The organism is Bacillus sp. LK2 (assembly GCF_001043575.1).
Lineage (GTDB): Bacteria > Bacillota > Bacilli > Bacillales > Bacillaceae_G > Bacillus_A > Bacillus_A paramycoides.
In genome coordinates, this window is sequence record NZ_LDUK01000053.1 from 1 (window position 1) to 22653 (window position 22653).

General features: G+C 33.9%; 20 protein-coding genes and 1 riboswitch. Of the genes, 5 read left to right on the forward strand and 15 right to left on the reverse strand.

The window, feature by feature from the left end; genetic code table 11:
• Window positions 1-37: 37 nt before the first annotated feature.
• The gene (gene topB, locus VK90_RS24250; protein WP_048375858.1) at window positions 38-2182 is read right to left on the reverse strand and encodes a DNA topoisomerase III; all 2145 of its coding nucleotides are present in this window, start codon (window positions 2180-2182) and stop codon (window positions 38-40) included.
• 351 nt (window positions 2183-2533) lie between these two features.
• Between topB and VK90_RS24255 the strand changes: the two genes are divergently transcribed.
• Complete coding sequence (locus VK90_RS24255; RefSeq protein WP_048375859.1) at window positions 2534-3067, forward strand: hypothetical protein; 534 nt, start codon at window positions 2534-2536, stop codon at window positions 3065-3067.
• A gap of 91 nt (window positions 3068-3158) precedes the next feature.
• Here VK90_RS24255 and VK90_RS24260 read toward each other — a convergent pair whose 3' ends face one another.
• Together VK90_RS24260 and VK90_RS24265 are read right to left on the reverse strand one after the other, a co-directional pair.
• The gene (locus VK90_RS24260; protein WP_048375860.1) at window positions 3159-4814 is read right to left on the reverse strand and encodes a multicopper oxidase family protein; all 1656 of its coding nucleotides are present in this window, start codon (window positions 4812-4814) and stop codon (window positions 3159-3161) included.
• Window positions 4815-4932: 118 nt separating this feature from the next.
• On the reverse strand, window positions 4933-6216 hold the full coding sequence (locus tag VK90_RS24265) for an aminopeptidase P family protein (RefSeq protein WP_048375861.1): 1284 nt from the start codon (window positions 6214-6216) through the stop codon (window positions 4933-4935).
• Window positions 6217-6405: 189 nt separating this feature from the next.
• On the opposite strand from VK90_RS24265, the gene VK90_RS24270 reads away from it, so the two are divergent.
• Window positions 6406-6636 carry a DUF896 domain-containing protein gene (locus VK90_RS24270; protein ID WP_048375863.1) on the forward strand — a complete coding sequence of 77 codons (231 nt, stop codon included), beginning with the start codon at window positions 6406-6408 and terminating at the stop codon, window positions 6634-6636.
• 50 nt (window positions 6637-6686) lie between these two features.
• On the opposite strand, the gene VK90_RS24275 is transcribed toward VK90_RS24270, so the two are convergent.
• From VK90_RS24275 to deoC, 6 genes are all read right to left on the reverse strand, one after another.
• A complete protein-coding gene (locus VK90_RS24275) occupies window positions 6687-7169 on the reverse strand; it encodes a CcdC family protein (RefSeq protein WP_002171390.1) in 483 nt (160 codons plus the stop codon).
• A gap of 15 nt (window positions 7170-7184) precedes the next feature.
• Entirely contained in the window at window positions 7185-7580 is a 396-nt protein-coding gene (locus tag VK90_RS24280) for a DUF2871 domain-containing protein (RefSeq protein WP_002171389.1), read from the reverse strand.
• Window positions 7581-7745: 165 nt separating this feature from the next.
• Window positions 7746-8141: a cytidine deaminase gene (locus tag VK90_RS24285; protein WP_000358532.1), complete on the reverse strand. Its 396-nt coding sequence runs from the start codon at window positions 8139-8141 to the stop codon at window positions 7746-7748.
• A gap of 33 nt (window positions 8142-8174) precedes the next feature.
• Window positions 8175-9476 carry a pyrimidine-nucleoside phosphorylase gene (locus VK90_RS24290; protein ID WP_048375865.1) on the reverse strand — a complete coding sequence of 434 codons (1302 nt, stop codon included), beginning with the start codon at window positions 9474-9476 and terminating at the stop codon, window positions 8175-8177.
• Window positions 9477-9512: 36 nt separating this feature from the next.
• A complete protein-coding gene (locus tag VK90_RS24295; protein ID WP_048375867.1) occupies window positions 9513-10694 on the reverse strand; it encodes a NupC/NupG family nucleoside CNT transporter in 1182 nt (393 codons plus the stop codon).
• Window positions 10695-10800: 106 nt separating this feature from the next.
• The gene (deoC, locus tag VK90_RS24300; RefSeq protein WP_001017433.1) at window positions 10801-11472 is read right to left on the reverse strand and encodes a deoxyribose-phosphate aldolase; all 672 of its coding nucleotides are present in this window, start codon (window positions 11470-11472) and stop codon (window positions 10801-10803) included.
• Between the two features lie 157 nt (window positions 11473-11629).
• On the opposite strand from deoC, the gene VK90_RS24305 reads away from it, so the two are divergent.
• The gene (locus VK90_RS24305) at window positions 11630-11992 is read left to right on the forward strand and encodes a hypothetical protein (RefSeq protein WP_048375870.1); all 363 of its coding nucleotides are present in this window, start codon (window positions 11630-11632) and stop codon (window positions 11990-11992) included.
• A 47-nt stretch (window positions 11993-12039) separates the two neighbouring features.
• On the opposite strand, the gene VK90_RS24310 is transcribed toward VK90_RS24305, so the two are convergent.
• From VK90_RS24310 to VK90_RS24330, 5 genes are all read right to left on the reverse strand, one after another.
• Window positions 12040-12987 (reverse strand): sugar-binding transcriptional regulator, encoded by a 948-nt coding sequence (locus tag VK90_RS24310; protein ID WP_048375873.1) that lies wholly within the window; start codon window positions 12985-12987, stop codon window positions 12040-12042.
• A gap of 252 nt (window positions 12988-13239) precedes the next feature.
• Complete coding sequence (nheC, locus tag VK90_RS24315; protein WP_048375875.1) at window positions 13240-14319, reverse strand: non-hemolytic enterotoxin subunit C; 1080 nt, start codon at window positions 14317-14319, stop codon at window positions 13240-13242.
• Window positions 14320-14426: 107 nt separating this feature from the next.
• The gene (nheB, locus tag VK90_RS24320; protein ID WP_048375878.1) at window positions 14427-15635 is read right to left on the reverse strand and encodes a non-hemolytic enterotoxin NHE subunit B; all 1209 of its coding nucleotides are present in this window, start codon (window positions 15633-15635) and stop codon (window positions 14427-14429) included.
• Between the two features lie 37 nt (window positions 15636-15672).
• Window positions 15673-16833 (reverse strand): non-hemolytic enterotoxin NHE subunit A, encoded by a 1161-nt coding sequence (nheA, locus tag VK90_RS24325; protein WP_048375879.1) that lies wholly within the window; start codon window positions 16831-16833, stop codon window positions 15673-15675.
• Between the two features lie 602 nt (window positions 16834-17435).
• Window positions 17436-19262, reverse strand: a complete 1827-nt coding sequence (locus VK90_RS24330; protein WP_048375880.1) for an APC family permease — start codon at window positions 19260-19262, stop codon at window positions 17436-17438.
• 142 nt (window positions 19263-19404) lie between these two features.
• Window positions 19405-19551, reverse strand: a riboswitch (cyclic di-AMP (ydaO/yuaA leader).
• A gap of 140 nt (window positions 19552-19691) precedes the next feature.
• On the opposite strand from VK90_RS24330, the gene VK90_RS31140 reads away from it, so the two are divergent.
• Entirely contained in the window at window positions 19692-19820 is a 129-nt protein-coding gene (locus tag VK90_RS31140) for a hypothetical protein (RefSeq protein WP_048375881.1), read from the forward strand.
• A 73-nt stretch (window positions 19821-19893) separates the two neighbouring features.
• On the opposite strand, the gene panE is transcribed toward VK90_RS31140, so the two are convergent.
• Window positions 19894-20832 (reverse strand): 2-dehydropantoate 2-reductase, encoded by a 939-nt coding sequence (gene panE / locus VK90_RS24340; RefSeq protein ID WP_048375882.1) that lies wholly within the window; start codon window positions 20830-20832, stop codon window positions 19894-19896.
• Window positions 20833-21007: 175 nt separating this feature from the next.
• Here panE and VK90_RS24345 point away from each other — a divergent pair, with 175 nt between their 5' ends.
• A complete protein-coding gene (locus tag VK90_RS24345) occupies window positions 21008-22483 on the forward strand; it encodes a hypothetical protein (protein WP_048375883.1) in 1476 nt (491 codons plus the stop codon).
• Window positions 22484-22653: the final 170 nt, after the last annotated feature.

The following is a 22653-nucleotide window of genomic DNA, read 5'->3' on the forward strand; positions in this document are numbered from 1 at the left end:
TTTACTCAGTAAAGAACTTTTTTATTTGTTGACAAAATTAATTTTCAAACACAAAATTAATCTTATTATCTTTCCACTCTAACTTCGCATCAAACGTTTTCTCGCCTTTTTTAAAGCCTTTAATTAAATCGGTCTTCTCACCTTTTAAGAGCTTTGTCATGTTTTTTTGCGAAATTGTTTTACTTAATATCTTCTTCGAGATGGTAAAGTCACATTGTGTTGTATTGTAGTTTGAACAACCGTAAAATGTAGACTTATCGATTACATCGCCATCACATTTTTTACAGTTCCCAACCTTTTTACCTGTTGTAAATTTCGATCCTTTTCGTTCAATCGATTCAACATGTAATCCAGTGAAGTCCCACTTCTCCGACATTTCTACCGCGTCTTCAATAATTTTAGCTGATAATTTTTTCGTCTGTTCCATGAAAGTAGCTGGTGAAGCTGTACCTTCTCCAATTTCCGCAAGGCGCTGCTCCCATTTCGCAGTCATTTCTGGTGAAGCTAAAATTTTGTCTCCGATTGCTGTAATTAATACTTTCCCTTTATCGGTTGCATACACTTGGTTTTTCTGCACATCTATATATTTACGATCCTTCAGCATCGTAATAATACCTGCGCGAGTTGCCTCTGTCCCTAAACCTTCTGTTTTCTTCAATACTTTCTCAAGTTCTTCATTATCTAAATACTTACCGGCCGTTTTCATTAACGTAATAAGTTGTCCTTCTGTATAACGTTTCGGTGGCTGTGTTTTTCCTTCTTTCACTTTCACCTTTACAACTTTCCCTTGTTCACCTTCAGCTACAATTGGAAGAATCGTTTCGTCATCTTTATCGTCTTGGAAAATAACTTTATGCCAACCTTCTTGAATTTGCTGTTTTCCTTTCGAAATGAACTCCGCACGTTCGTCTACAAGCGTTGTAATCGTTGTGTAGTCAAAGATTGCTACTTCATAATGCGCCGCAATAAGTCTTCTTACGATCATATCGTAAATTTTCTTTTCATCACCTGATAGTTTGCTTGGATTTGTCACTTGCTCTGTCGGTATAATTGCGTAGTGATCTGTAACTTTCTTTTCATTCACATAGCGCTTGTTGTTCATAATTGATTCAATTGGTGCTGGCAATAAACCTTTATATTCATCAAACTGACTTAACTTCTGTAAAATATCAGGGAACGTCGCTGCTTCTCCTTGTGTTACATAGTTAGAATCTGAACGTGGATAAGATACTATCCCTTTTTGATATAGTGCTTGAGTTATATCAAGCGTCTTTTTCGGTGAAAATTTAAAAGCTTTGTTTGCCGTTGCTTGTAGTGATGATAAATTAAATAAAAACGGCGGCTGAAATTCTTTACGCTCCGTTTTCATCTCTTTTACTACAGCTGGTTTACCTTGGCAAAATGCCGCAATTTTATTTGCCATATCAGGGTCTTTTAGACGAGATTCATTATCTTTCTCCCATTTCCCCTCATACTTCTTTCCTTCTATATTAAAGGTTGCGAACACTTCCCAAAATGGCTCTGACTTAAAGTTCTCGATTTCTTTTTCACGCTTTACGATTAACGCCAATGTTGGAGTTTGTACACGGCCAGCGGAAAACACATCATTCATTCCCTTTTTCTTTAGCAAAATACTAAAGACACGCGATGCATTCATGCCAACAACCCAGTCAGCGCAAGATCTTGTATATGCTTCGTAATACGTATTAATCGTATCTGATTCATCAAGTAAGTTTTTAAACCCTTGATAAATTGCTTGCTTCGTTAAAGATGAAATCCAAAGACGTTTCATTGGCTTTTGCACGTTGCAAAGATTAATAATGTTTCGTACGATTAGTTCCCCTTCACGCCCAGCATCGCCTGCGTGTATAATTTCTGTTACCCCCGGATTATGTAACAGCTGTTTCACTACATTAAATTGCTTATACTTCGACTTTGTTACTTCAAATTGAAAACGCTCTGGAATCATCGGTAATGTATCGAGCGACCATTTTTTCCACTCAGCATGATAATGTTCTGGATTACATAACTGCGTCAAATGACCAATTGCCCATGTACAGTACGCTCCATTTGGAAATAACTCATTTGCTTCTACTTCTAAATATCCATCTTTCCGGCGATATTTAAATTGTGAAACAAGAGCCAAACCTTGATCTGGTTTCTCGGCAATAATTAATTTCATCTTCTAACTCCCTATCTGTATTCCAGTGTTACTTTCATTGTGTATATGTTTAGAGACGATGATAAAAAAACAATCTTATTTATCATTCGCGGTTTGCCTCACAAATGTGAGACCTATAATATTATACGCTTATTCTTTATGGCTTCACAATAGAAACTCATTATATAACAATTTCTTTCACATGCTTACAAGCAAAAAAGACGCCAAAAAAAATCAAGCGTCCTTTCTTTCCTTTATTACTACTTGCTTACATTCATTAAATTGTGCAGATAATTTGCAGATATATATAAGCATAAGTACCCTCCATTTAAACATATGATGAAGTGAATGATAGGACAGGGAGGTATCATGATGTTTACTTATACGTTAACTGCCTTAACACTTTGTTGTATCTCGATTATTATTACATCATATATTTCTAAACGTAAGGGTACCCTAATGGAGTATATGGTATTTATCATGTCTTTTAGTATGAGTATCGGTTTAAGTATAGGTTTTTATTTAGGTATTCTCTTTAAAGGTGAACTACTATATTCTACTTTGCTTGCTATTTTGATTAGTGGTTTTATCGGTCTTTTAGTCGGTCTACGTTTTCACCTGTATACTGCCTTAGAAGGAATGTTCTCTGGATTAATGGCAAGTATGATGGGAGCAATGATTACAGAAATGTTAAGCACTCAACAAGCTCATAGTATACTTCTTATTAGCCTCTTACTTACCATAACTATTACCATGTCATGTATGATTCAATTGTTATCAGAGAACTTTTCTACTTATATCCACCGACGGTTTCTATTATTACTTTCCATTAGCGTAGTAATTGTTCTTACTGTATTCGTGACATTCCCAGATCATACTCCCCCATCTTCCTCAGGGCACGATTGACACATGCATTAACACTTACAATCAAAATTAATAAAGCAGCTATCCAATAAGATAACTGCTTTATATCATAATAAATTACATGAATTTTATATTATTCTGGCTTATTTGGAATATTAGGGTTTGGAACATAATCAGATTTGTAATCTTTATATTTTACTTCTGTTACCATTCCTGCTGAAGCATGGTGTAAATCATGACAGTGGAACATCCATTCACCTGGATTGTCTGCTACAAAGGCTACTTCATATTCTTCTCCTGGTTTTAAGTTCAAAGTATCTTTAACAATTGGAGAACCTTCTATCGGTTTTCCATCTTTACTTAATACTTGGAAGAAATGACCGTGTAAATGCATCGGATGATCGTCTGCTTTAGAGCGATTTACTAATTTTACTTTTACTAAGTCATCCTTTTTCACTGGAATTGGGTCAATATCTGGGAATACCTTTCCGTTAATTGTATATACCATTTCATTTCCATTCATTTGCGTATTCAAGTCCATATTATATGTGGTAGTATACTGCTGGTCTAACGTGAAACTTCCTATTTTTTTAGATCCATATTTCGTCATGTCTAATTTTAATAATTTTTCTTTTTCGTTTGCTTTGTCCTTCATCTCTTTGTTGCCATCATATTCAATAACAGCTTTCATTCCTTTTGCACCTTTATTTTCTGAATGGTCTTCAACATACCATTTCCCAGGATTGTTAGCAGTAAATTCAACATCATAACGTTCTCCTGGTGCGATTGAAATCACTTTATCCTTTATAGCTTTTGGATCATTTATTGGCTGGCCATCTGTCGCAATTACTTTTATATCATGACCGTGAACGTGTATATCATGTGATAGATAGCCAGCATTAACAAGGCGGAGACGAACTTTATCTCCTTTACTCACTTTTAATGGCTCCACTAAATCCCCGCTTTTACCGTTGATTGTGAATAAATCATACATACTCATATCATGACCTTCCATCTTCATATTTCCATGGTCCATTCCTGCCATATTACCAGCGTCTTTTTTATCACTGCCCATGTCCATACCGGAATGATCCATGCCTTTCATATCATCATTCTTTTTCGTATTTTCATTATCCTTACTAGATTTATTACCATCTGCTTTTTCTGTTTGCCCTTTAGTCATTTCTTTTAACTGCTTATTAATTTCTTCTTTATCTGTGACCCATTCATCTAACATTAATGTGTAATCTTTATCATACTTTTCATTTGTATCTTCTACAACAAGAGCTCCATACAAGCCTCTATCTAATTGATTTACAGAATCTTGATGCGAATGATACCAATACGTTCCTGGTACGTTCGCTTCAAATTCGTAGGTGAAACTTTTTCCTGATTCAACCGCATCTTGTGTCACGCCTGGAATTCCATCCATGTTATTCGGAACAGGATACCCATGCCAATGAATAGATACTGGTGCAGATAATTCATTTTTTAATGTCACTTTAACTTTTCCACCTTTTTTCACCCGAATTTCTGGACCTGGGGATGAGCCATTAAATGTCCAGACTGGAACAATAACACCGTTACTTAGCTTTTGTTTTTCTTCTTTCGCTACTAAAATAACTTCCGGCCCTTTTACAACTTTCAATGGTTTTGTAGCCGTTTCAGTCTGTGCTGTTTTTTTATCATTCATATTTTTATGATCATTTGTTGTATTTGTGGTCGCAGAACACGCAACAATTAAAGATATTACGGAGACTATAACTGCCGTTAATACAAATCTCTTCATGGAAAATTCCCCCTTTTTCTTTTTCAAGATTATTATAGAAGACAATTTTCAAGAAAATATGGAGATGTAAAATGAACAAAATAAAAAGGCGCCCAAAATTGAGCGCCTCTTCCAATTATTATTTCGTAACAACTTCATCTTCTTTTACATTTACATTATTTTCTCTCATAAACTCTTCAATCTCTTCAACTGATCTAATGATATCTTTTGACAAGTTTTCATACCCGTCCTTCGTGACAAGAATATCATCTTCAATACGAATTCCAATTGATTCTTCTTCAATATACAAACCTGGTTCAATCGTAATGACCATACCTTCTTCTAATACTCTATCTTTATATGTTCCTACATCATGAGTATCTAAACCGAGGAAATGGCTCACACCATGATAATAATATTTAGATAATTCCTCGTCTTCTTGAATTAAACCAATTGCTTTACATTCTTCTGCTAGCACTTTTTTTGTATGTTCATTTAATGCAGCGAATTTTAAACCTGGCTTAATAAGTTCCGTTGTTTCTTTTAATGCTTTTAACACTATATTATATATTTGTTTTTGGCGACTAGAGAATGTTCCACTAGCTGGGAATGTGTAACTAATATCAGCATTATAGTAGTCTTTTTGAGCACCTAAATCGAGCAGTACTAAATCACCTTGCTCCACTTTTGCATCGTTATCTTCATAATGCAGTACAGTAGCATTTTTACCGCTCGCTAAAATTGTATTGAATGCATGATGTTTAATCCCAGATGATTTCAGCATAAAATCAAAATGAGCTTCTAATTCATACTCCATCATATCTGCTTTTGCATGCTTCAATACATTATAAATACCCTCTTTAGTAACAGCAATAGCTTCTTTTATGATTTCAATTTCTTCTTCTGTTTTAAACACTCTTAATTCACAAATGTTCGGATAAACATTTCCAATTGTAATGTGAGGATATTGTTCTCTTACATGTTTAGCAAACGCTAACGTTTTCGTCTCTGTACCTTTCCACTCACGAAGCTCCAAATCTAAATTCACATGTTTCACATTTTCGGTGAAAAGTGTATTTGACATTGTTTTTTCAAAGCTCTCTATATATACAACTTTCTTTATACCTGATAATTTCTCTGCTTCTTCTTTAGAAACTGTTTTTCCAACCCACTTCTCAAGCACTGGATCTGATTTTTCAATGAAAAGAGTCTCTTCTACACTATTCCCAAACTTTTTTAGCATGAAAATAACATTTGGCTCATTGATTCCCGTTAAGTAGTAAAAATTACGATTCGGTACAAATTTATAATGTGCATCAGCTGACATATGAGGTGCTTGTCCCGCAAATAAAATAGTAATAGATTCCTCCGGTAATGTTTTTACTAATCGTTCTCTATTTTGAGTAAAAAATGTTGACTTCATAATAATCCCCCTAACATTCTATGTATGCTTTTAAAACTAATTGTCCTCTGTTATTCATTTTATTATTGTTATAATTTTTCGTCAATTTTTAATCTATTTGTAGATGGTGTTGACATAACAAACTATACGAGTTAAAATAACTATAAATTAGTAAGTAACTAATTTATTTTAAAATAAGAGGTGGACAAAATGAAAAACATTTTATTCCGTATTAATGAATTGGCAAAAAAAGAAAAAACTTTAGGATTAAATAGTGCAGAAAAACAAGAGCAACAAACGTTAAGAAAAAGCTATACGAAAGAATTTCGCGGAAGTTTAGATTCCATTTTACTAAATACAAAAATTGTAGATCCTAGCGGCGAGAACGTTACTCCTATTGCTTTACAGCATGCCCAAGACCGTTTGAAATTTAGCGAATGAGCTCCGCGTTAAAGAATACATTCAATAAAACATAAAAAGAGCTGGAATTCCTATATAGAAATTCCAGCTCTTTTTATTGTCTTTTCTAATTTAGTATACGAGCGATACATAGCAATTCTCCACGATACAATCATCGCAAAGGCAAGTAAGAAAAACATCCCGCTTAATTGCGCCAAATCAATCGATTGACTTAAATATGATTTTAATGCTACCCGTACAGCTAATAAACCAACTAAAATAAATATGAACGCTTTTGACGGTTTCATATATATATCTTCGCCTCTTATTTCAAACTTAGTTGTTTTAATAAGAAATATAGAGAAAATAAGTCCTACGCTAATTGCCTCTACTATTTCTAACGATGTTAACCGAAACTCTGGTAAGAAGTACATCGATGCGCCAGTACTCATAAAGATTGGCGGTAATATAATTTTCTTTTTCGTTACCGGTTTTTTCGCTGACTTAAATCGAAGAAACATCACTCCAACGGCCATACAAACTGCTACGATACTTGATAAAAGTGCTAAACTCATATTCTCCACTCCTATCTATTTAAACGACTTTTTTAGCAAAATCATAAACCAAACAAGCCCGACACTAATAATGACATGAGCTAATCCAGCCATATGGCTTAAACCGTTAAAGTCCGTTCCGTTTACTTGTAGAAGACCTCTAAATACCATTGTAGCGATAGTAAAAATTAATCCTGCATTATAAACAACAAACCATGCGCGGAAGCTTTTTGTTTCTTGTACATGAAACACTTTAAATAAAGCTAAAGCAACCAAAAAGAATATGAATCCTAATACTAATACGTGTGTATGCACTAGCTGTAACATAGTGGATCCTTTAATTCCTTGTGCTTTTGTATACTCTCTTGCAAATACACCTGATAATAAACCAATAATTAAGTACATGAATGCTGCATTATATAATTTCTTCATTATATTCCTCCTGCTGTAGAACGACAATTCATATCGTCACTTTCCATATTCGCTGCAATCATTTTACTCAAAGTTTATGAACGGAATATGAACAGAATATTACATTGTTCTTTTTATACAAAAAAGACCTTCCACAACTGTTGATTGTGGAAGGCCCTTTTTATCTTATTTTAAATCTTCAATTGAGAAAGCACCCGGCAACAACTGTTCGACCGTCACTTCCTTTTCATCGCCTTTTACATTCGTTAGTAAAACAGGCATTTTCGGATCACAAAATTCAGCAATAACTTGTCTACATGCACCACATGGTGAAATTGGTCCGTCAGTTTCGCCTGTAATGACTAAATAACTAAAGTCGCGCTCACCTTCTGATACTGCTTTAAAGATTGCCGTTCTTTCTGCACAGTTACATAATCCGTAAGAAGCATTTTCTATATTACAACCAGTATAGATTTTACCTTCTTTCGTAACTAACGCTGCACCAACAGGAAATTTTGAATACGGAATATACGCTTTTGATAACATCTTATTTGCTTCTTCAATATATTTTTTCTTATCCATATTATTTCCTCCTCAAAGTAAATGTAATTATGATTAATCAGTAATAACTGTATGAACTAATTTAGGAGCCACTGCTGTTTCAGAGATAGAAATATTTTCATAAATTTTTGCTTTTACATCTTCTACATTTTCACGATTTGCGTAAATCGTTACGAATGGCTCGCCTTCTTTTACTGCATCGCCAACTTTTTTACGTAACATTAAACCTACAGCTAAATCGATTTCATCTTCTTTCGTTGCACGGCCTGCACCAAGTAACATAGCTGCGATACCGATTTCATCTGCAACAATGTTTGAAATAACACCTGAAGTTTTAGCAGGTACATCAATTACATACTTCGCCTGTGGCATTTTTTCTGGATTATCTACAATCGAGCTGTCTCCACCTTGATTGCTTAAGAACTCTTTAAATTTCTCAGTTGCTTTTCCGTTTTTCATAACTTCCCGTAACATTTCACGGGCTTCTTCTAATGTATTAGCTTTTTTCGCAAGTACAACCATTTGACTACCTAATACAAGTACTAATTCTGTTAAATCTTCTGGACCTTCACCTTTTAAAGTATCAATTGCTTCCTTCACTTCTAGAGCGTTACCAATCGCAAAACCAAGAGGTTGTGACATATCTGAAATAACTGCCATCGTTTGACGTCCAACATTATTTCCGATCCGTACCATTGCATGTGCTAATTCTTTTGCATCTTCTTCTGTTTTCATAAATGCACCAGCACCTGTTTTTACATCAAGTACGATCGCATCAGCACCAGCTGCAATTTTTTTACTCATAATTGAACTTGCGATTAGAGGAATTGAGTTTACCGTTCCTGTTACATCACGTAGCGCATAGATTTTTTTATCAGCAGGTGTTAAATTTCCAGTTTGTCCGATAACTGCCACTTTGTCACGGTTTACAATATCAATGAATTGCTCTTTCGTAATTTCAACGTGGAATCCTTCTACTGCTTCTAATTTGTCAATTGTTCCGCCCGTATGTCCTAAACCACGGCCAGACATTTTTGCTACTGGTACATCTAAAGCAGCAACTAATGGTCCTAATACTAATGTTGTTGTATCACCAACACCGCCAGTTGAATGCTTATCTACTTTAATGCCTTCAATTGCTGATAAGTCGATAGTTTCTCCAGACTCAACCATTGCCATTGTTAAGTCTGCACGTTCACGATCCGTCATATCCTGGAAGAAGATTGCCATTGCAAGTGCACTCACTTGATAATCAGGAATACTTCCGTCTGTATAACCATTAATAAAGAAATTAATTTCTTCAGTCGTTAATTCTTTTCCATCACGTTTTTTCGCAATAATATCTACCATTCTCATTACAATCACCATTCCTTTTCATATTATATGAATCTATTAAAATAGTAAGCCAACAACCGTTGCTGATAAGAAACTTACTAATGTTGCACCGAAAAGTAATTTCAAGCCGAATCTTGCTACTACGTTCCCCTGTTTTTCATTTAAGCTTTTCACTGCTCCTGCAATAATTCCAATTGAAGAGAAGTTTGCAAATGAAACTAAGAATACAGATACAATCGCTGTTGTTCTAGCTGAGAAATTAAAGTTTCCTTGTGCTAAATCTGTCATAGCTACAAATTCATTTGATACAAGTTTTGTCGCCATAATATTGCCGGCATTAACTGCTTCATGCCACGGAACGCCCATAATAAATGCAAATGGTGCAAATACATAACCAAGAATTTCTTGGAATGAGATACCGATTACGCCTTTAAATAATGCATTAATAAAGGCAATCAGAGCAACGAAACCAACTAACATAGCTGCTACTGTAATCGCAACTTTAAAACCATCTATAATATATTCCCCTAATACTTCAAAAAAGGTCTTTTTCTCTTCTTCTTGTACTTCTAACATATCTTCTTCTTCAGAAACCTCATACGGGTTAATAATAGAAGCGATTATAAAACCACCAAATAAGTTAAGTACTAAAGCTGTTACTACATATTGTGGCTTTAATAAAACCATATACGATCCAACGATAGACATTGAAACTGTAGACATTGCAGATGCACATAAAGTGTACATTCTTTTTTCTGGCAATAATCCTAGTTGTTTTTTTACCGAAATAAACACTTCAGATTGTCCTAAAATTGCAGAAGCTACCGCGTTATATGACTCAAGTTTCCCCATACCGTTTACTTTACTTAAAGCTAGACCAATATATTTCACGATAAAAGGCAGTACTTTAATATGTTGTAAGATACCTATTAACGCTGATATAAATACAATTGGCATTAATACCCCTAAAAAGAATGAAAACTCTTTTTGATTTACTAATCCACCAAATACGAAATTGACACCATCAGCGGCATACTTTAATAATTCTCCAAAACCATCAGCGATTCCGCTAATTAATATATTCCCAATACTCGTATTTAATAATAAAAATCCCAAAATGAATTGTAATATAACCATCGTTATGATTGGGCGAAATTTGACTTTCTTTTTATCATTACTAGCAAGCCAAGCGATACCTAAAATCAATACGAGGCCTAAAACACCGATTAAGTATTTCATAAGCCGTCTCCTCCCATTCGTATCCGCTTACATTTTTTTCAATTGTTAAAGCAATAGATACACTTTACTTTAAACGTGTATCTATTGCTCTTTACTTCATTATTAATTAGTAGTTATCTGTAGCACCTTTTGCATCATTTAATACGATTGCAACACTAGCACTAGCTCCAACGCGAGAAGCTCCAGCAGCTACCATTTTGTCTGCATCTTCACGTGTACGAACGCCACCAGATGCTTTTACACCAACGTTTGGTCCTACTGTTTTACGCATTAATGCGATATCTTCAGCAGTTGCTCCACCAGTTGAGAATCCAGTTGAAGTTTTTACGAAATCAGCACCAGCTTTTACTGATAATTCACAAGCGCGTACTTTCTCTTCATCTGTTAATAGACAAGTTTCAATGATTACTTTTACAAGAGCTTTTCCTTTTGCTGCTTGTACTACTTCATAAATATCTTTTTCAACAAGTTCATTGTCGCCATCTTTTAAAGCACCAACGTTGATTACCATATCAACTTCAGTTGCACCTTTTGCGATAGCATCTTTTGTTTCAAATGCTTTTGTTTCAGTAGTGCTTGCTCCTAATGGGAAACCGATTACAGTACAAACATCTACATCATGTCCAGCTAATTCATCAGCAGCTAGCTTTACCCATGTAGGATTAATACAAACAGAAGCGAATTTATATTCCTTTGCTTCTTCGATTACTTTCATAACATCTTCTTTTGTAGAATTAGCTTTTAAAATTGTATGGTCAATTAACTTTGCAATGTTCATTATCTTCACTCCTCATATCTTTTAACAACTTCATTCTAACTCTTAGTTGAACAAATGTAAATACACTTTTGAAATTTTGTTCATTCTTTTCCGAGAAGGAATTTATTGAGATAAATTGAAAATAGTGTAAACTTGTAATTGAAAGGATGTGATCCCCTTGTTAAAATCAAAATTCTTTATATTCACATTGCTAGTATGCACCTTACTATCCATATTTATTTTTCAAAAAAGGGATGTTATTTTCCAAGAAGGTAACCCCATTCCATTTGCTTTAGCAACGTCTAAAATGGTTATTCACGATAAAGAGATGGTAGAAGTAAGTTCGATAGATGAGCAATCACCATACTTAGTAAAACGAGGAAAAATGGAACCTTTTATCGAAAAGATGGAACAAGATGGATGGAGTTTTGTAGATAGAGATATTATGGCTAACTCACTAATTTTTGAAAAAGGAGATCAATCAAAGAGCGTTCCTTACAAATACTTTACAAGGTACTACACATTGATTTATTCATACTAAAAATAAAAGGCTTTCTCAAAAGTATCCTTTTGAGAAAGCCTTTTATTTCAACCTTTTTGATAATGTAACAGTTCTTTTGCCGTATGCTGATCGATAATTAATACATTTGCATACCCACCGCTTAACGCTCCATCAATTGCTTTTATTTTTCTATTACCACCTGCAACTAAAATAGAACGTTTCTTTAATTTAAGTTCCTCTAACTCAATTCCAATTGTACGCTTATTAATTTCTTCACTACTTATATTTCCATCTCCATCAAAGAAACGTGAACAAATGTCACCGACCGCTTGTTTTTTCAGTAAGCTCGTTTCATCCTTATCTAAATATCCTAGTCGGAATAATAACGCTTCATCACGCACTGTTCCGACAGTGAAAATTGCAATGTTTGCTTGTTTTCCCATTTCGATAATATGATGAATATGTCTATCTTGCTCTACTAATTCTTTTGTCACCGCATTATCAAATATAACTGGAAGTGGTAGATTTCTTGGCGTCGTTTGAAAAGCATCTGCAAATAAAGCAATTGTCTCATTCGCATATGTATTTACACTCGAGTGACTAATGCCACCTTTTAATTGAACAACCTCTACCCCTTTTACATGTTGCGGTACGATTTTTCTAGCGATTTCATACATCGTCATTCCCCAACTAACACCAACGATATCACCGTTTTCAACTGTCTTTTCCATATACTCAGCAGCATATTTACTAATGTACTCCGTAATCGTTGCATATTCTGGTACAGGAGAAAATACAACATGAGCCTCTAACAAATTATACTTTTCTTTAAGTAAATTCCCTACGTTATCTAAATCAGCAAATGGATCAGCTATACTAATTTGAACAAACCCTTTTTCTTTTGCATACTTTAATAATCTAGAAATCGTAGGTCTTGAAATATTTAATTTATTAGCAATTTCTTGCTGACTATAATCTGATTGATAATATAATCTTGCAACTTCAACGCTTAATTGTTGTTTATCTTTATCCATAGTAACTCAATACATATCCTTTCCTGTATTTCCCTTTCGTTACAAGCATTATACAGCTTTATGCAAGAAATTTCGACTAATGAACAATAAAAAATAAAGGGATGTCCCCTAAGTCGAAGTTTTTGACTAGGTTACATCCCTTTTTAGAACCGTACCAAAGTATATGAAATTATATCAAAGGTTTTTCAAATATATCGACTTATCAACAAATAATGACAAAAATAGCACCTGTATTATAATTCGGCTAAAACTTTACTTCGTCACGCCTTCATGTAATTTCTCTGTATAATTCTTTACATCTGTCCAGCTATCTTTCGCCGTATTTAAATCTTCTTTTATAAATGTAAATTCTTCAGGACTGATTCCCTTTACGTTTTGTAGTAAATTATTATATTTTGCACCTACCGTATACCATTGATTTGATATATTTTGCAATGCTGTAATTGCTGCGTCAATTGTTTCTGTCATATTTGTTGTTTTATTTTTCACATCTGTCAAAATTGCCACTTCTGCTTGTGCTCCAGAAATTCTATTCTTTAAATTGGCTATTTCTCGTTCTGCATTTGCAATATCTTTTTTCGCAATCCCAATCATCGGTCCGCCAGCAAGACAAGTTATTAGCGCTACGCAAAGCACCCCACCAGCAATGACCATATCGTTACTCTTTTTAATCGAATCGTTATATGTATTGATTTGCTGTTCCAGAGCTGGAATACCAGCATTCGTACTTGCTAAAATCGCTGTTAATTGATTCGAGTCTTCTTTAAAGCTATTTGTATCCTTCGCCATTCTATCGCGATAAGCTTTTAAATTCCCTAATAATACGTCTACCTCATTTTGATTCTTTAAAATGTCCGCATATAATTTTTCTAAATCTGCTTTAAACTTCACACTATCTTTTTGATCAATCGCTGCTAATAAACGATTATAGTATGTCTGAAACGTATTATTAAAATCAATAATATTTTGATCTGTCTTCATAATTTGAGGTTTCATTTCATTTAGCCAATATGCTGCGTTAATTTTTGCATCTTTTTGATGCTGAATCATATTCCCTCTTAACTCACCATTAATTGAACTTATTTTACTCAAATCAGTCTCTTGTTGATTTTGAATTAGTTTTGCATATGAATCCATTGCAAATATGCTTGATGTCGTTTGCGCCATTACATCTTGGAATCCTGCTGGACCGAGAGAATAATTTTTCGCATTTTCTTGTAATGTTTTTACATTTTGTTCTGCTGCAAAAGGATGTAAAGGAAACGCATTACTCGTTGCCACCCCAGCAATCATTAGCGTTAAAAGACATTTTTTATAAAATCTTTTCTGCATACTCTTCACCTATTCTCTTTATAAGGATATAAAAAGCTCCTGCTCACAACTGAACAGGAGCTTCAAATCATTCATCAATACTTAACGCTCTAACGATTCGTATTCGATTATGCTTTTTTCGTATCTACTACTTTAATATCTTCAGCATAAATCTTTTCTGCATAGTCTTTAATGTTTTTCCAGCTATCTTTCGCAATGTTTAAATCCTCTTTAATGAAAACAAGGTCGTTTGGACTAATTGAATCTACATTTTGAAGTAAAGAATTGTATTTTGATCCCATTGTATACCATTGGTTTGAAATATTTTGCAATGCTGTAATTGCAGTATCAATAGTGTTTGTTAAATATTCTGTTTGTGTTTTAATGTTTGTTAAACCTGCTACTTCTAATTGAGCCGTTGTAATTTGTCCTGTTATTTTTTGAATTTCAGATTGTGCATTATCAAGTTCTTTTTTAGCTAGTACAATTCCAGCTGTTCCACCGCCTACAGCTGCTGTTCCGCCTGCAATTAATGCGATTCCTAGCGGAGTTCCTGCTCCAGTAGCAATAACAACCGCGCCACCGATAATTGCAATTGGTCCTAATGCTGTCGCAACAGATGAACCGATAATAATTGCATTATATTTGCTAATTGCTTCATTGTACGTTGTGATTTGATTTTGCAGAAGCGGAATTCCAGCATCTTGACTAGCTAAGATAGATGTAATTTGATTTGCATCGCTTTTGAAGTTTTGAGTATCCCCAGTCATTTTATTTCGGAATTTCTTCAAATCTTCTACTAACTGATCTACTTGCGCTTTATTTTCATTAATACTACTTGATAATCTAGTTAGACCTTTCGTAAGTGTTGCTTTATCCTTCTCATCTACAGCCTTAACTAAAGTATCGTAATAATTTTGGAACTTCGTATTGTAATTAATAATATTTTGATTCGTTGAAATAAGCTGTGGCTTTAATACATCTAACCATTGTTTTGCATTTCCTCTAGCCGTATCTTGATGCTGAATCACTTTACCTTTTAAAGCAGCATCAACCGACGTTACATTTCCAAAGTTAACATTACCTTGTTTAATAATTGTTAAAGCGTACAGATCCATTACTAAAGCGTTTGAACCTGTTCTTTCCATTGCATCTTTCAAGCCTTCTGGTCCTAATGAGTATTCTTCATAGTCATTATAAGCTTTTGCTACCGCATGAACTGGAGCTTGTTTTACTGTACTTTCAGCTGCATAAGTATGTGCTGGCATAATGTTCCCTGCTGCAAATACCGCCATAAGTGCTGATAGAGCCATTACTTTATAAGGTTTTTTTGTCATTTTTCTTCTCTCCCTATATCGCTAATTATTTTTCTTTTTAATGTACTTCAACGTTTGTAACGTAATCTTCAAATTGATTTGTTTGCTTATTCATTTCATCACTTACTTTTTTGAGTTGATTGAAATGTTTTTGAAGTAAACTACTGTCTGTATACGTGCCTTCTTCAATATTTGTTTGAATTTGGATCATATTATTATTTAAAACTTTCCAATCCGTTAATAACGTTTCTAAAGTTGAGATTTGGCGATCAATTAGTTCTGTAAAGCTACTTACTTGATCTTCAACGAATGTAATTTGAGTCGCCTCTGATTCAGTTTGTGATAACTTTTGAATAAGTGGTAGTAGCTCTTTTTGCTTTTGCTGAATACGAAGAGCTGCTTCCCTCGTTTGACTATCTGCAGCATTTACAATTTCATTACTTAAAGTACCGATAGAAACAAAATCAATTGTTTTCGTTTGTGCAGTTTGATTAGTGATTGTAAATACTTGTTTTCCGATATTAATAGAACCTTTAATAATTTCTTGTGGTCTGTTCAAAATGTTTGTTAGTTCAGCTTGAATTTCCCCCTGAATTCTTTTAATATCTTCTCTTAATTTCACAATATCTCCACTTGATCCTTGCAGTGTTTTTATTGCCTCATCAGCTTTAATTGATAAGTTGTTACTATCTTTGTCTAATACCGTTTTAAATCGATTTAACTCTAATAAATCTTGCTCCATACTCTCTTGGATGCTTTGTACTTGCAATTGCAATTTTCCATATGCGCTTGTAAAATCTGCTTTGGCCTGTTCATCTTCATTTACTTTTCCTGCTAGTTCATATAACTTACTATAGTAACTATTAAATCTAGTACTATATCTCATCATCTCTTGATTTAAGTCGATTAACTTCGGATTATATTCATCAATCCACTCTCGTACATTCGCCTTTGCAAACTTTTGGTGATTCGTCAAACTACTCATAGCATTTACCTTAATGTCTGGTTGTTGCAAAATAACTAATCCGTATGCTTGTATGAGCGGTGACTGTGATCCTAACATTCTAATTGAATTTGATAATGTATTTGGAGCAATTACATTTTGCGCATATACTGTTTTCACTTCTGTTTGCCCCTCCTTAGCGTAAGCGCTTACAGGAACGAAGCAACTCGTAGATACTGCTGTAACCAATAACCCTGTAATTAAAGTCTTTTTCACTTTAACTCCTCCTATGTATTAGCAACTATTAATATCGCATTGTATTATTTTATTTTCTTACATATATTGAGATGGTTAAAAATAGAGAACGTTCTCATCGTGATTCATGTACTAACCACCTCTCTCAAATTTTATTGCTACAGTACTTACTTATTGTTATAAAACATTTCATAACTTTTCATATGCGCTTAGTATGAATAATATTGTATAAAATTTCTATTTTATCTCAATTCCCACATTCACACAGTGAATATATTACATAAAAATATTATTCATTTTAAACTAAATAACGTATGAAAGTATGAAATTTAGTTTTGTTTCCATTTAAGTTTTGTACTGTAAGGTCATTTAAACACAGCTATTTATCTACCGTAAAGAAGTATTTTAATTCCCTTTATTTTCAAGCTCTCATGTCCTTATCCCAAAATAAAATTCAATTCACTTTCTCGATTAAAATATCCATATATCACAACAGAAAATACTACTTACTCATAACCAATAAAATTATATTGATATATCTTTTAACCCCATATGCAATTATGCATAGCATATACACAAAAAGGATAGCTTCACTTTCGTGAAGCTATCCTTAAAAAATCTTCTTACTTTTTCAAATGATATGGAACTGTCGTAATAACAACATTTCTTTTATAGAGTAAATACGCACGAATTAATAAACTAGACTGATTATGAAGAATGTTATGCCAACCTTTTTTCGGAATGAACTGTGGTATAACGACCGTAACTCGGTAATTTGATTCACTCGCTTTATATTGCACTGTATCAATGAACTTAGTTAGCGGCTGAATAATACTTCTATAATGAGAATGTAATGTAACAAGCCTTACTTCAGGTTGCCACTTCTTCCATTTCTCTTCAAATTTCTTTTCCTCTTCTCTGTCAAAAGCAACATATACAGCGATAACTTGATCTGCAGAAAGAGCCTTAGCATAATTCAATGAATTTTCTACTACATGAGTCATGCCAGCTACAGGAACGACAATCACATTCCCCTCAATCGGAACAATTCGCTCACAAGTTTTTAAACTTAATTGATCGCCCACTGCATCATAATGCTTCTTAATTCGATGAAACAAGAAGATAATGAAAGGTAAGAAAATAAGGATTGACCAAACTTGTGAGAACTTAGTTAAAAAGAACATACTCATTACGATAAAACTAATAACTGCACCCGTTAAATTAATTGATAATCGTAAAATCCATCCTTCAGGCTTTTCACGAAGCCATTTTAGTACCATTCCAGTTTGAGAAAGTGTAAATGGAATAAATACCCCTACCGCATATAGCGGAATCAAGTGTTCTGTTTTCCCTTGGAAAGCTACAATTAAAATAATCGAAGCAATCCCAAGTATAATAATACCGTTTGAATATCCTAGACGGTCTCCTCTAATCGTAAACATTCTCGGTATGAACTTATCTTTCGCAAGATTAACCGCCAATAATGGAAATGCAGAATATCCTGTATTAGCAGCAAGAATTAATATTAAAGCTGTTGTACCTTGTATGAAATAGTACATGAAATTACGTCCAAATGTTTGTTCAGCGATTTGTGAAACAACCGTTACTTGTTTACTTGGATTAATGCCATAATAATAAGCTAAAAAGACAATTCCCGAAAATAAAACGGCAAGTAAAGCACCCATCGCAAGCAATGTTTTTGCCGCATTGTTAGGAGAAGGATCTTTAAAATTCGGGATTGCATTAGAGATTGCTTCAACACCTGTTAAAGCAGAACTTCCTGATGCAAACGCTCGTAACAGTAAAAATAAGCTAATTCCCGCAACTGGTGTTCCAATTGGCGAATGTAAAGTCGGTGAAACGTGACCAGTTAAAATATTGTATATCCCTACACCAATTAATATAAATAGTGCTAGAACAAATAAATAAACAGGATATGCTAAAATAGAAGCTGATTCCGTTACCCCTCTTAAATTTAAAATAGTAATTAATATAACAAATATAACCGCAATGATTACATTATGCGTATGTAAGCTAGGAAAAGCAGACGTAATCGCATCTGTACCTGCAGACACACTTACTGCAACAGTTAAAATATAATCGACTAATAAAGATCCTCCTGCTATTAAGCCTGGATTCATCCCTAAATTTTCTTTCGATACAACATATGCCCCCCCTCCATGTGGGTAAGCAAAAATAATTTGTCGATAAGATAAAATAAGAGCTGTCAATAACACTAATACTCCAACAGCTATTGGAATAGAATACCAATAAGCTACTGCTCCAAGACCTGCTAATGCAATTAAAATTTGCTCTGGACCGTAAGCAACCGATGACAATGCGTCAGAAGATAAAATCGCTAACGCCTTCGTTTTATTAAGCTTTTGTTCTCCTAACTCGGTTGATTTTAACGGTCTTCCAATTAAAATTTTTTTTATAGATGAAACCACTGCTGTCCACTCTCCAATAATTTTGTACGAACCATTCTGCTAGTCACAACCAATAAACTATTTCTTCAGAAAGCAAAAATGTCTACAAGCCATAACGAATAGACTTGTAGACATTAATTTTTTTGTCGCACAAGCTCCACCTTCCTTCTCAATATAACGCTTACGAGGTTAGCTGTCGGATTCGGGCCTATGAGTAGCCCTACCTTTTTCAAGGATTCACCCCATTGAATTATGTACTAATCCATTAAAACGGGTCCCCCGCACCATGCGGTCTCAGCGACTTAGAAAATTGAAACTGTGGATTATAATACTCCTTTATTTTCAAAAAGTAAACAAAAATTTTAAAAACGAAAAAATTTAAAATGATTGCGCATAATCCACCGATAAACATGCATAATGAATACTAAAAAATCCACAAAGGAGACCCATATGTCTAAAGAAAAGAAGCCACTTTTTTCCGATTCATATTTAGATACAGTAGCAAATGAAATTAATCAGTTATATGGTAACCGTGAAAAAGAAAGAAACACGACAAAAAGAACTGAAAGAAACGAGTAGATTGTCAAAAATGAACATAAAAAAGGATAGCAACGTATTTATATTTTGCTATCCTTTCCCTTTTTTCATACTATTAAAATTGTACTTTTTTTTCCCTTAAGATCGTTTCTTCATATACCTTTAAATTTTGATATACAACGCCTAATAAAGGCACATTTATAGAAAATTGCTCCGCTAATTCCAAGAAGTATCCTTGCAAATGTTTCCCTTCAACGAGCGAACCTTTTTCCATATCACGCTGCATAGAGGACTTCATATCATAAGAAATTTTATCAATTGTTTTCATATGTTCCTCAACAATATTATCCTTAACTGGAGCTCCAAATGCCCTCATAATTTGCATAGATTCCTCAAATACATTTCGGATAAATTCACGTCCACCTTCACTTTCACGAATCGGCCCTATTGGGGCACGCATTAATGTTGTCACTCCTGACATTACGGTGATAAATAAATATTTGTGCCACATGTCCTGCAAAATATTTTCACTTAAAATAAAACTAGCTTTCGTACCCGCAAATACTTTCGAAATACGTTGCATCCTCTCTGAATCTTGAGGCTTAATTTCCCCAAATACAAGTCTGTTTGCAGCACTAGTTTGTACGACATCCCCTTCGCTATTTAATGTCGTTTCAATAAAGCATAAACCACCAATCACCTTTTCCTCACCAAACTCTTTTTGTAATAGTGATAAATGAGCCATACCATTCAATAATGGGATTATGACTGTATTCTCATCTACAAATGATTTCAAATCTACTATTGCCTCTTTTAGGTGATATGCTTTTGTTGAAAATAAAATCACATCAAATGGAGCAGTGATATCTTCTTTCGTAATTAATTTCGGTTGAAATGAAAAATCTCCGTTAACGCTTCGAATAACAAGACCTTTTTCCTCTAATTGTTGTTTCCGTCTACTACGAACGAGAAAAGTAACATCTTCTCCCTTCTCTACTAGTCGTCCACCAAAAAATCCACCAACGCCTCCAGCTCCTAATACTAAAATGCGCATATTACATCCCCCTTTTCAAAACATGATAATACTACTTTTAGTATACATAATATTGTACATGTCCCCTAATGAATAAGCTGAATTTCCATTCTTAATCGAGTGAAAAACAGTGGTTATTTTTAAGAAGATTTGGGCATGTTGTTTCTATAGCTTATATTGAAAGGAAACTATGTAAATGGAGGCAATACAAACAATCGAAGAAAAATATGTATCAACAGCTATTTTTCAATTTATTTTCCCATTTTCGTTCAAAAGTGGATATGAACAAAATATGTTCCCTTTCTTACAAAAAAATGATTTCCGGCCCTTTCGACTCGATCATCTCGAAGATGAAAATACATATTACGGGGAGTTTCATGTTTCACATCAAAATATGGAAGCATACTATCTTTCATTTACGAATAAAATTCTCTTTCCTCATTCTGAGCATCAAAAAGGATTACAGCGCTATTCTAAAGATCTCAATTTAAACGGATATTTAACAACAAATCTAATCTCTGTCCCGTTCACAGTGCACTCAATCGATGTAACATTATGCCCTTATGAACTTGGGTTCCTAACAATTCGAACTGAAGTTAACATCTCTCCAAATATGACACTATCAGACGCAATAGAATTCGCTACACGATTCCGTGTACTTGAAACGAGAAATGAAACGGACGAAAACATTTGCATAACATGCGATGGGAAAAAATATTCCCAAGTTGAAAAATTCATTTTCGGTTATTTATTTAACGGCTTAACAGATTTTTTTGAAAAGAAAAGATTAAGAAGTTCTTACTTTCAAACTTTTCCTTTCTTTGAAGACCAAAGAATGTACGTGCAAACTTTGTTATCGCTAAAAGAAAATATGGAACTTAACGTTATTGATGTTTATCGTACTTCCAGTCTTTCTGGATTAACAAGTAATGGTAAACCATATGTAAGTGCGAACAATCTCCCTTATATTAAGGATTACTTAAAACAGCACGCCTATCAAAGGTGGGCTCCTAATCGTTATTTCATAATGGAAGAACATATTTTCACATGTATTACGAACGAAGATGATAATAAAATAGCTAAACTTGCTAGCCAAATGTATGGGGAATATTATTACGCTTTATTATTAAACTTATTTCATAAAATTGTATTATTAAAAATGGCAAACGCTTATGCTGAACTAAATATTGAACAGGATACAAATGAGATAGAGAAGTTAATTTACTCTATCAATTCGTTTACAGCTAATTATTTTTCTTTAGAATTAGTATCTCAGTCACAAAGTGAAGATATTTTCTTTCGTTTAAGAAAGCTTTTCAATATTGAAATACTGTTCACGAATGCGAAACAAAATCTTGATAGCCTATTTAAATATCAAGAAAATGTTGCCTCTAAAAAAGATAGCCTTTTATTATTAATTTTAACTCTCTATTCTGTAGTGGGCCAAATGCTAGGGTTTACTATGATTGACCTTTTAAAAAACACTGATTCAAATCATATATCTTCACCCCTAGAATATTTTGCTCTTTTAATCGCGTTTAGCGGCATAGTCATTTCACTTATTTTAGGTGTGCAAGGTTTATACCAATGGGCTATACAACATAGGAATCGTAAAGCATGGGTAAAACAAACTGTATTGTCTGCTGTGAAAGAGAAAGAGGATAAGAATTAAAGACTCTTGGCTCCAAAAGATGATTTTTCAATTTTGTAATGCGTGCCGTACGTTAGTAAATGAAGTTTTTATCGGTGATTTTTCGAATATATCAACGATTTTTAAGATATATCGATTGGCCGACAAAAACTGACAATAGCTATATATAATAAAAAAAGAGGATATTCCAA

Coding starts and splice junctions, on each gene's coding strand:
- VK90_RS24255 (WP_048375859.1), top strand. CDS start 2,534: ATGTTTACTTATACGTTAACTGCCTTAACACTTTGTTGTATCTCGATT.
- nheB (WP_048375878.1), bottom strand. CDS start 15,635: ATGACAAAAAAACCTTATAAAGTAATGGCTCTATCAGCACTTATGGCG.
- VK90_RS24260 (WP_048375860.1), bottom strand. CDS start 4,814: ATGAAGAGATTTGTATTAACGGCAGTTATAGTCTCCGTAATATCTTTA.
- VK90_RS24285 (WP_000358532.1), bottom strand. CDS start 8,141: ATGGATAAGAAAAAATATATTGAAGAAGCAAATAAGATGTTATCAAAA.
- nheC (WP_048375875.1), bottom strand. CDS start 14,319: ATGCAGAAAAGATTTTATAAAAAATGTCTTTTAACGCTAATGATTGCT.
- VK90_RS24275 (WP_002171390.1), bottom strand. CDS start 7,169: ATGAGTTTAGCACTTTTATCAAGTATCGTAGCAGTTTGTATGGCCGTT.
- VK90_RS24280 (WP_002171389.1), bottom strand. CDS start 7,580: ATGAAGAAATTATATAATGCAGCATTCATGTACTTAATTATTGGTTTA.
- deoC (WP_001017433.1), bottom strand. CDS start 11,472: ATGAACATTGCAAAGTTAATTGACCATACAATTTTAAAAGCTAATTCT.
- VK90_RS24295 (WP_048375867.1), bottom strand. CDS start 10,694: ATGAAATACTTAATCGGTGTTTTAGGCCTCGTATTGATTTTAGGTATC.
- VK90_RS24270 (WP_048375863.1), top strand. CDS start 6,406: ATGAAAAACATTTTATTCCGTATTAATGAATTGGCAAAAAAAGAAAAA.
- VK90_RS24345 (WP_048375883.1), top strand. CDS start 21,008: ATGGAGGCAATACAAACAATCGAAGAAAAATATGTATCAACAGCTATT.
- VK90_RS24265 (WP_048375861.1), bottom strand. CDS start 6,216: ATGAAGTCAACATTTTTTACTCAAAATAGAGAACGATTAGTAAAAACA.
- VK90_RS31140 (WP_048375881.1), top strand. CDS start 19,692: ATGTCTAAAGAAAAGAAGCCACTTTTTTCCGATTCATATTTAGATACA.
- panE (WP_048375882.1), bottom strand. CDS start 20,832: ATGCGCATTTTAGTATTAGGAGCTGGAGGCGTTGGTGGATTTTTTGGT.
- VK90_RS24290 (WP_048375865.1), bottom strand. CDS start 9,476: ATGAGAATGGTAGATATTATTGCGAAAAAACGTGATGGAAAAGAATTA.
- VK90_RS24310 (WP_048375873.1), bottom strand. CDS start 12,987: ATGGATAAAGATAAACAACAATTAAGCGTTGAAGTTGCAAGATTATAT.
- topB (WP_048375858.1), bottom strand. CDS start 2,182: ATGAAATTAATTATTGCCGAGAAACCAGATCAAGGTTTGGCTCTTGTT.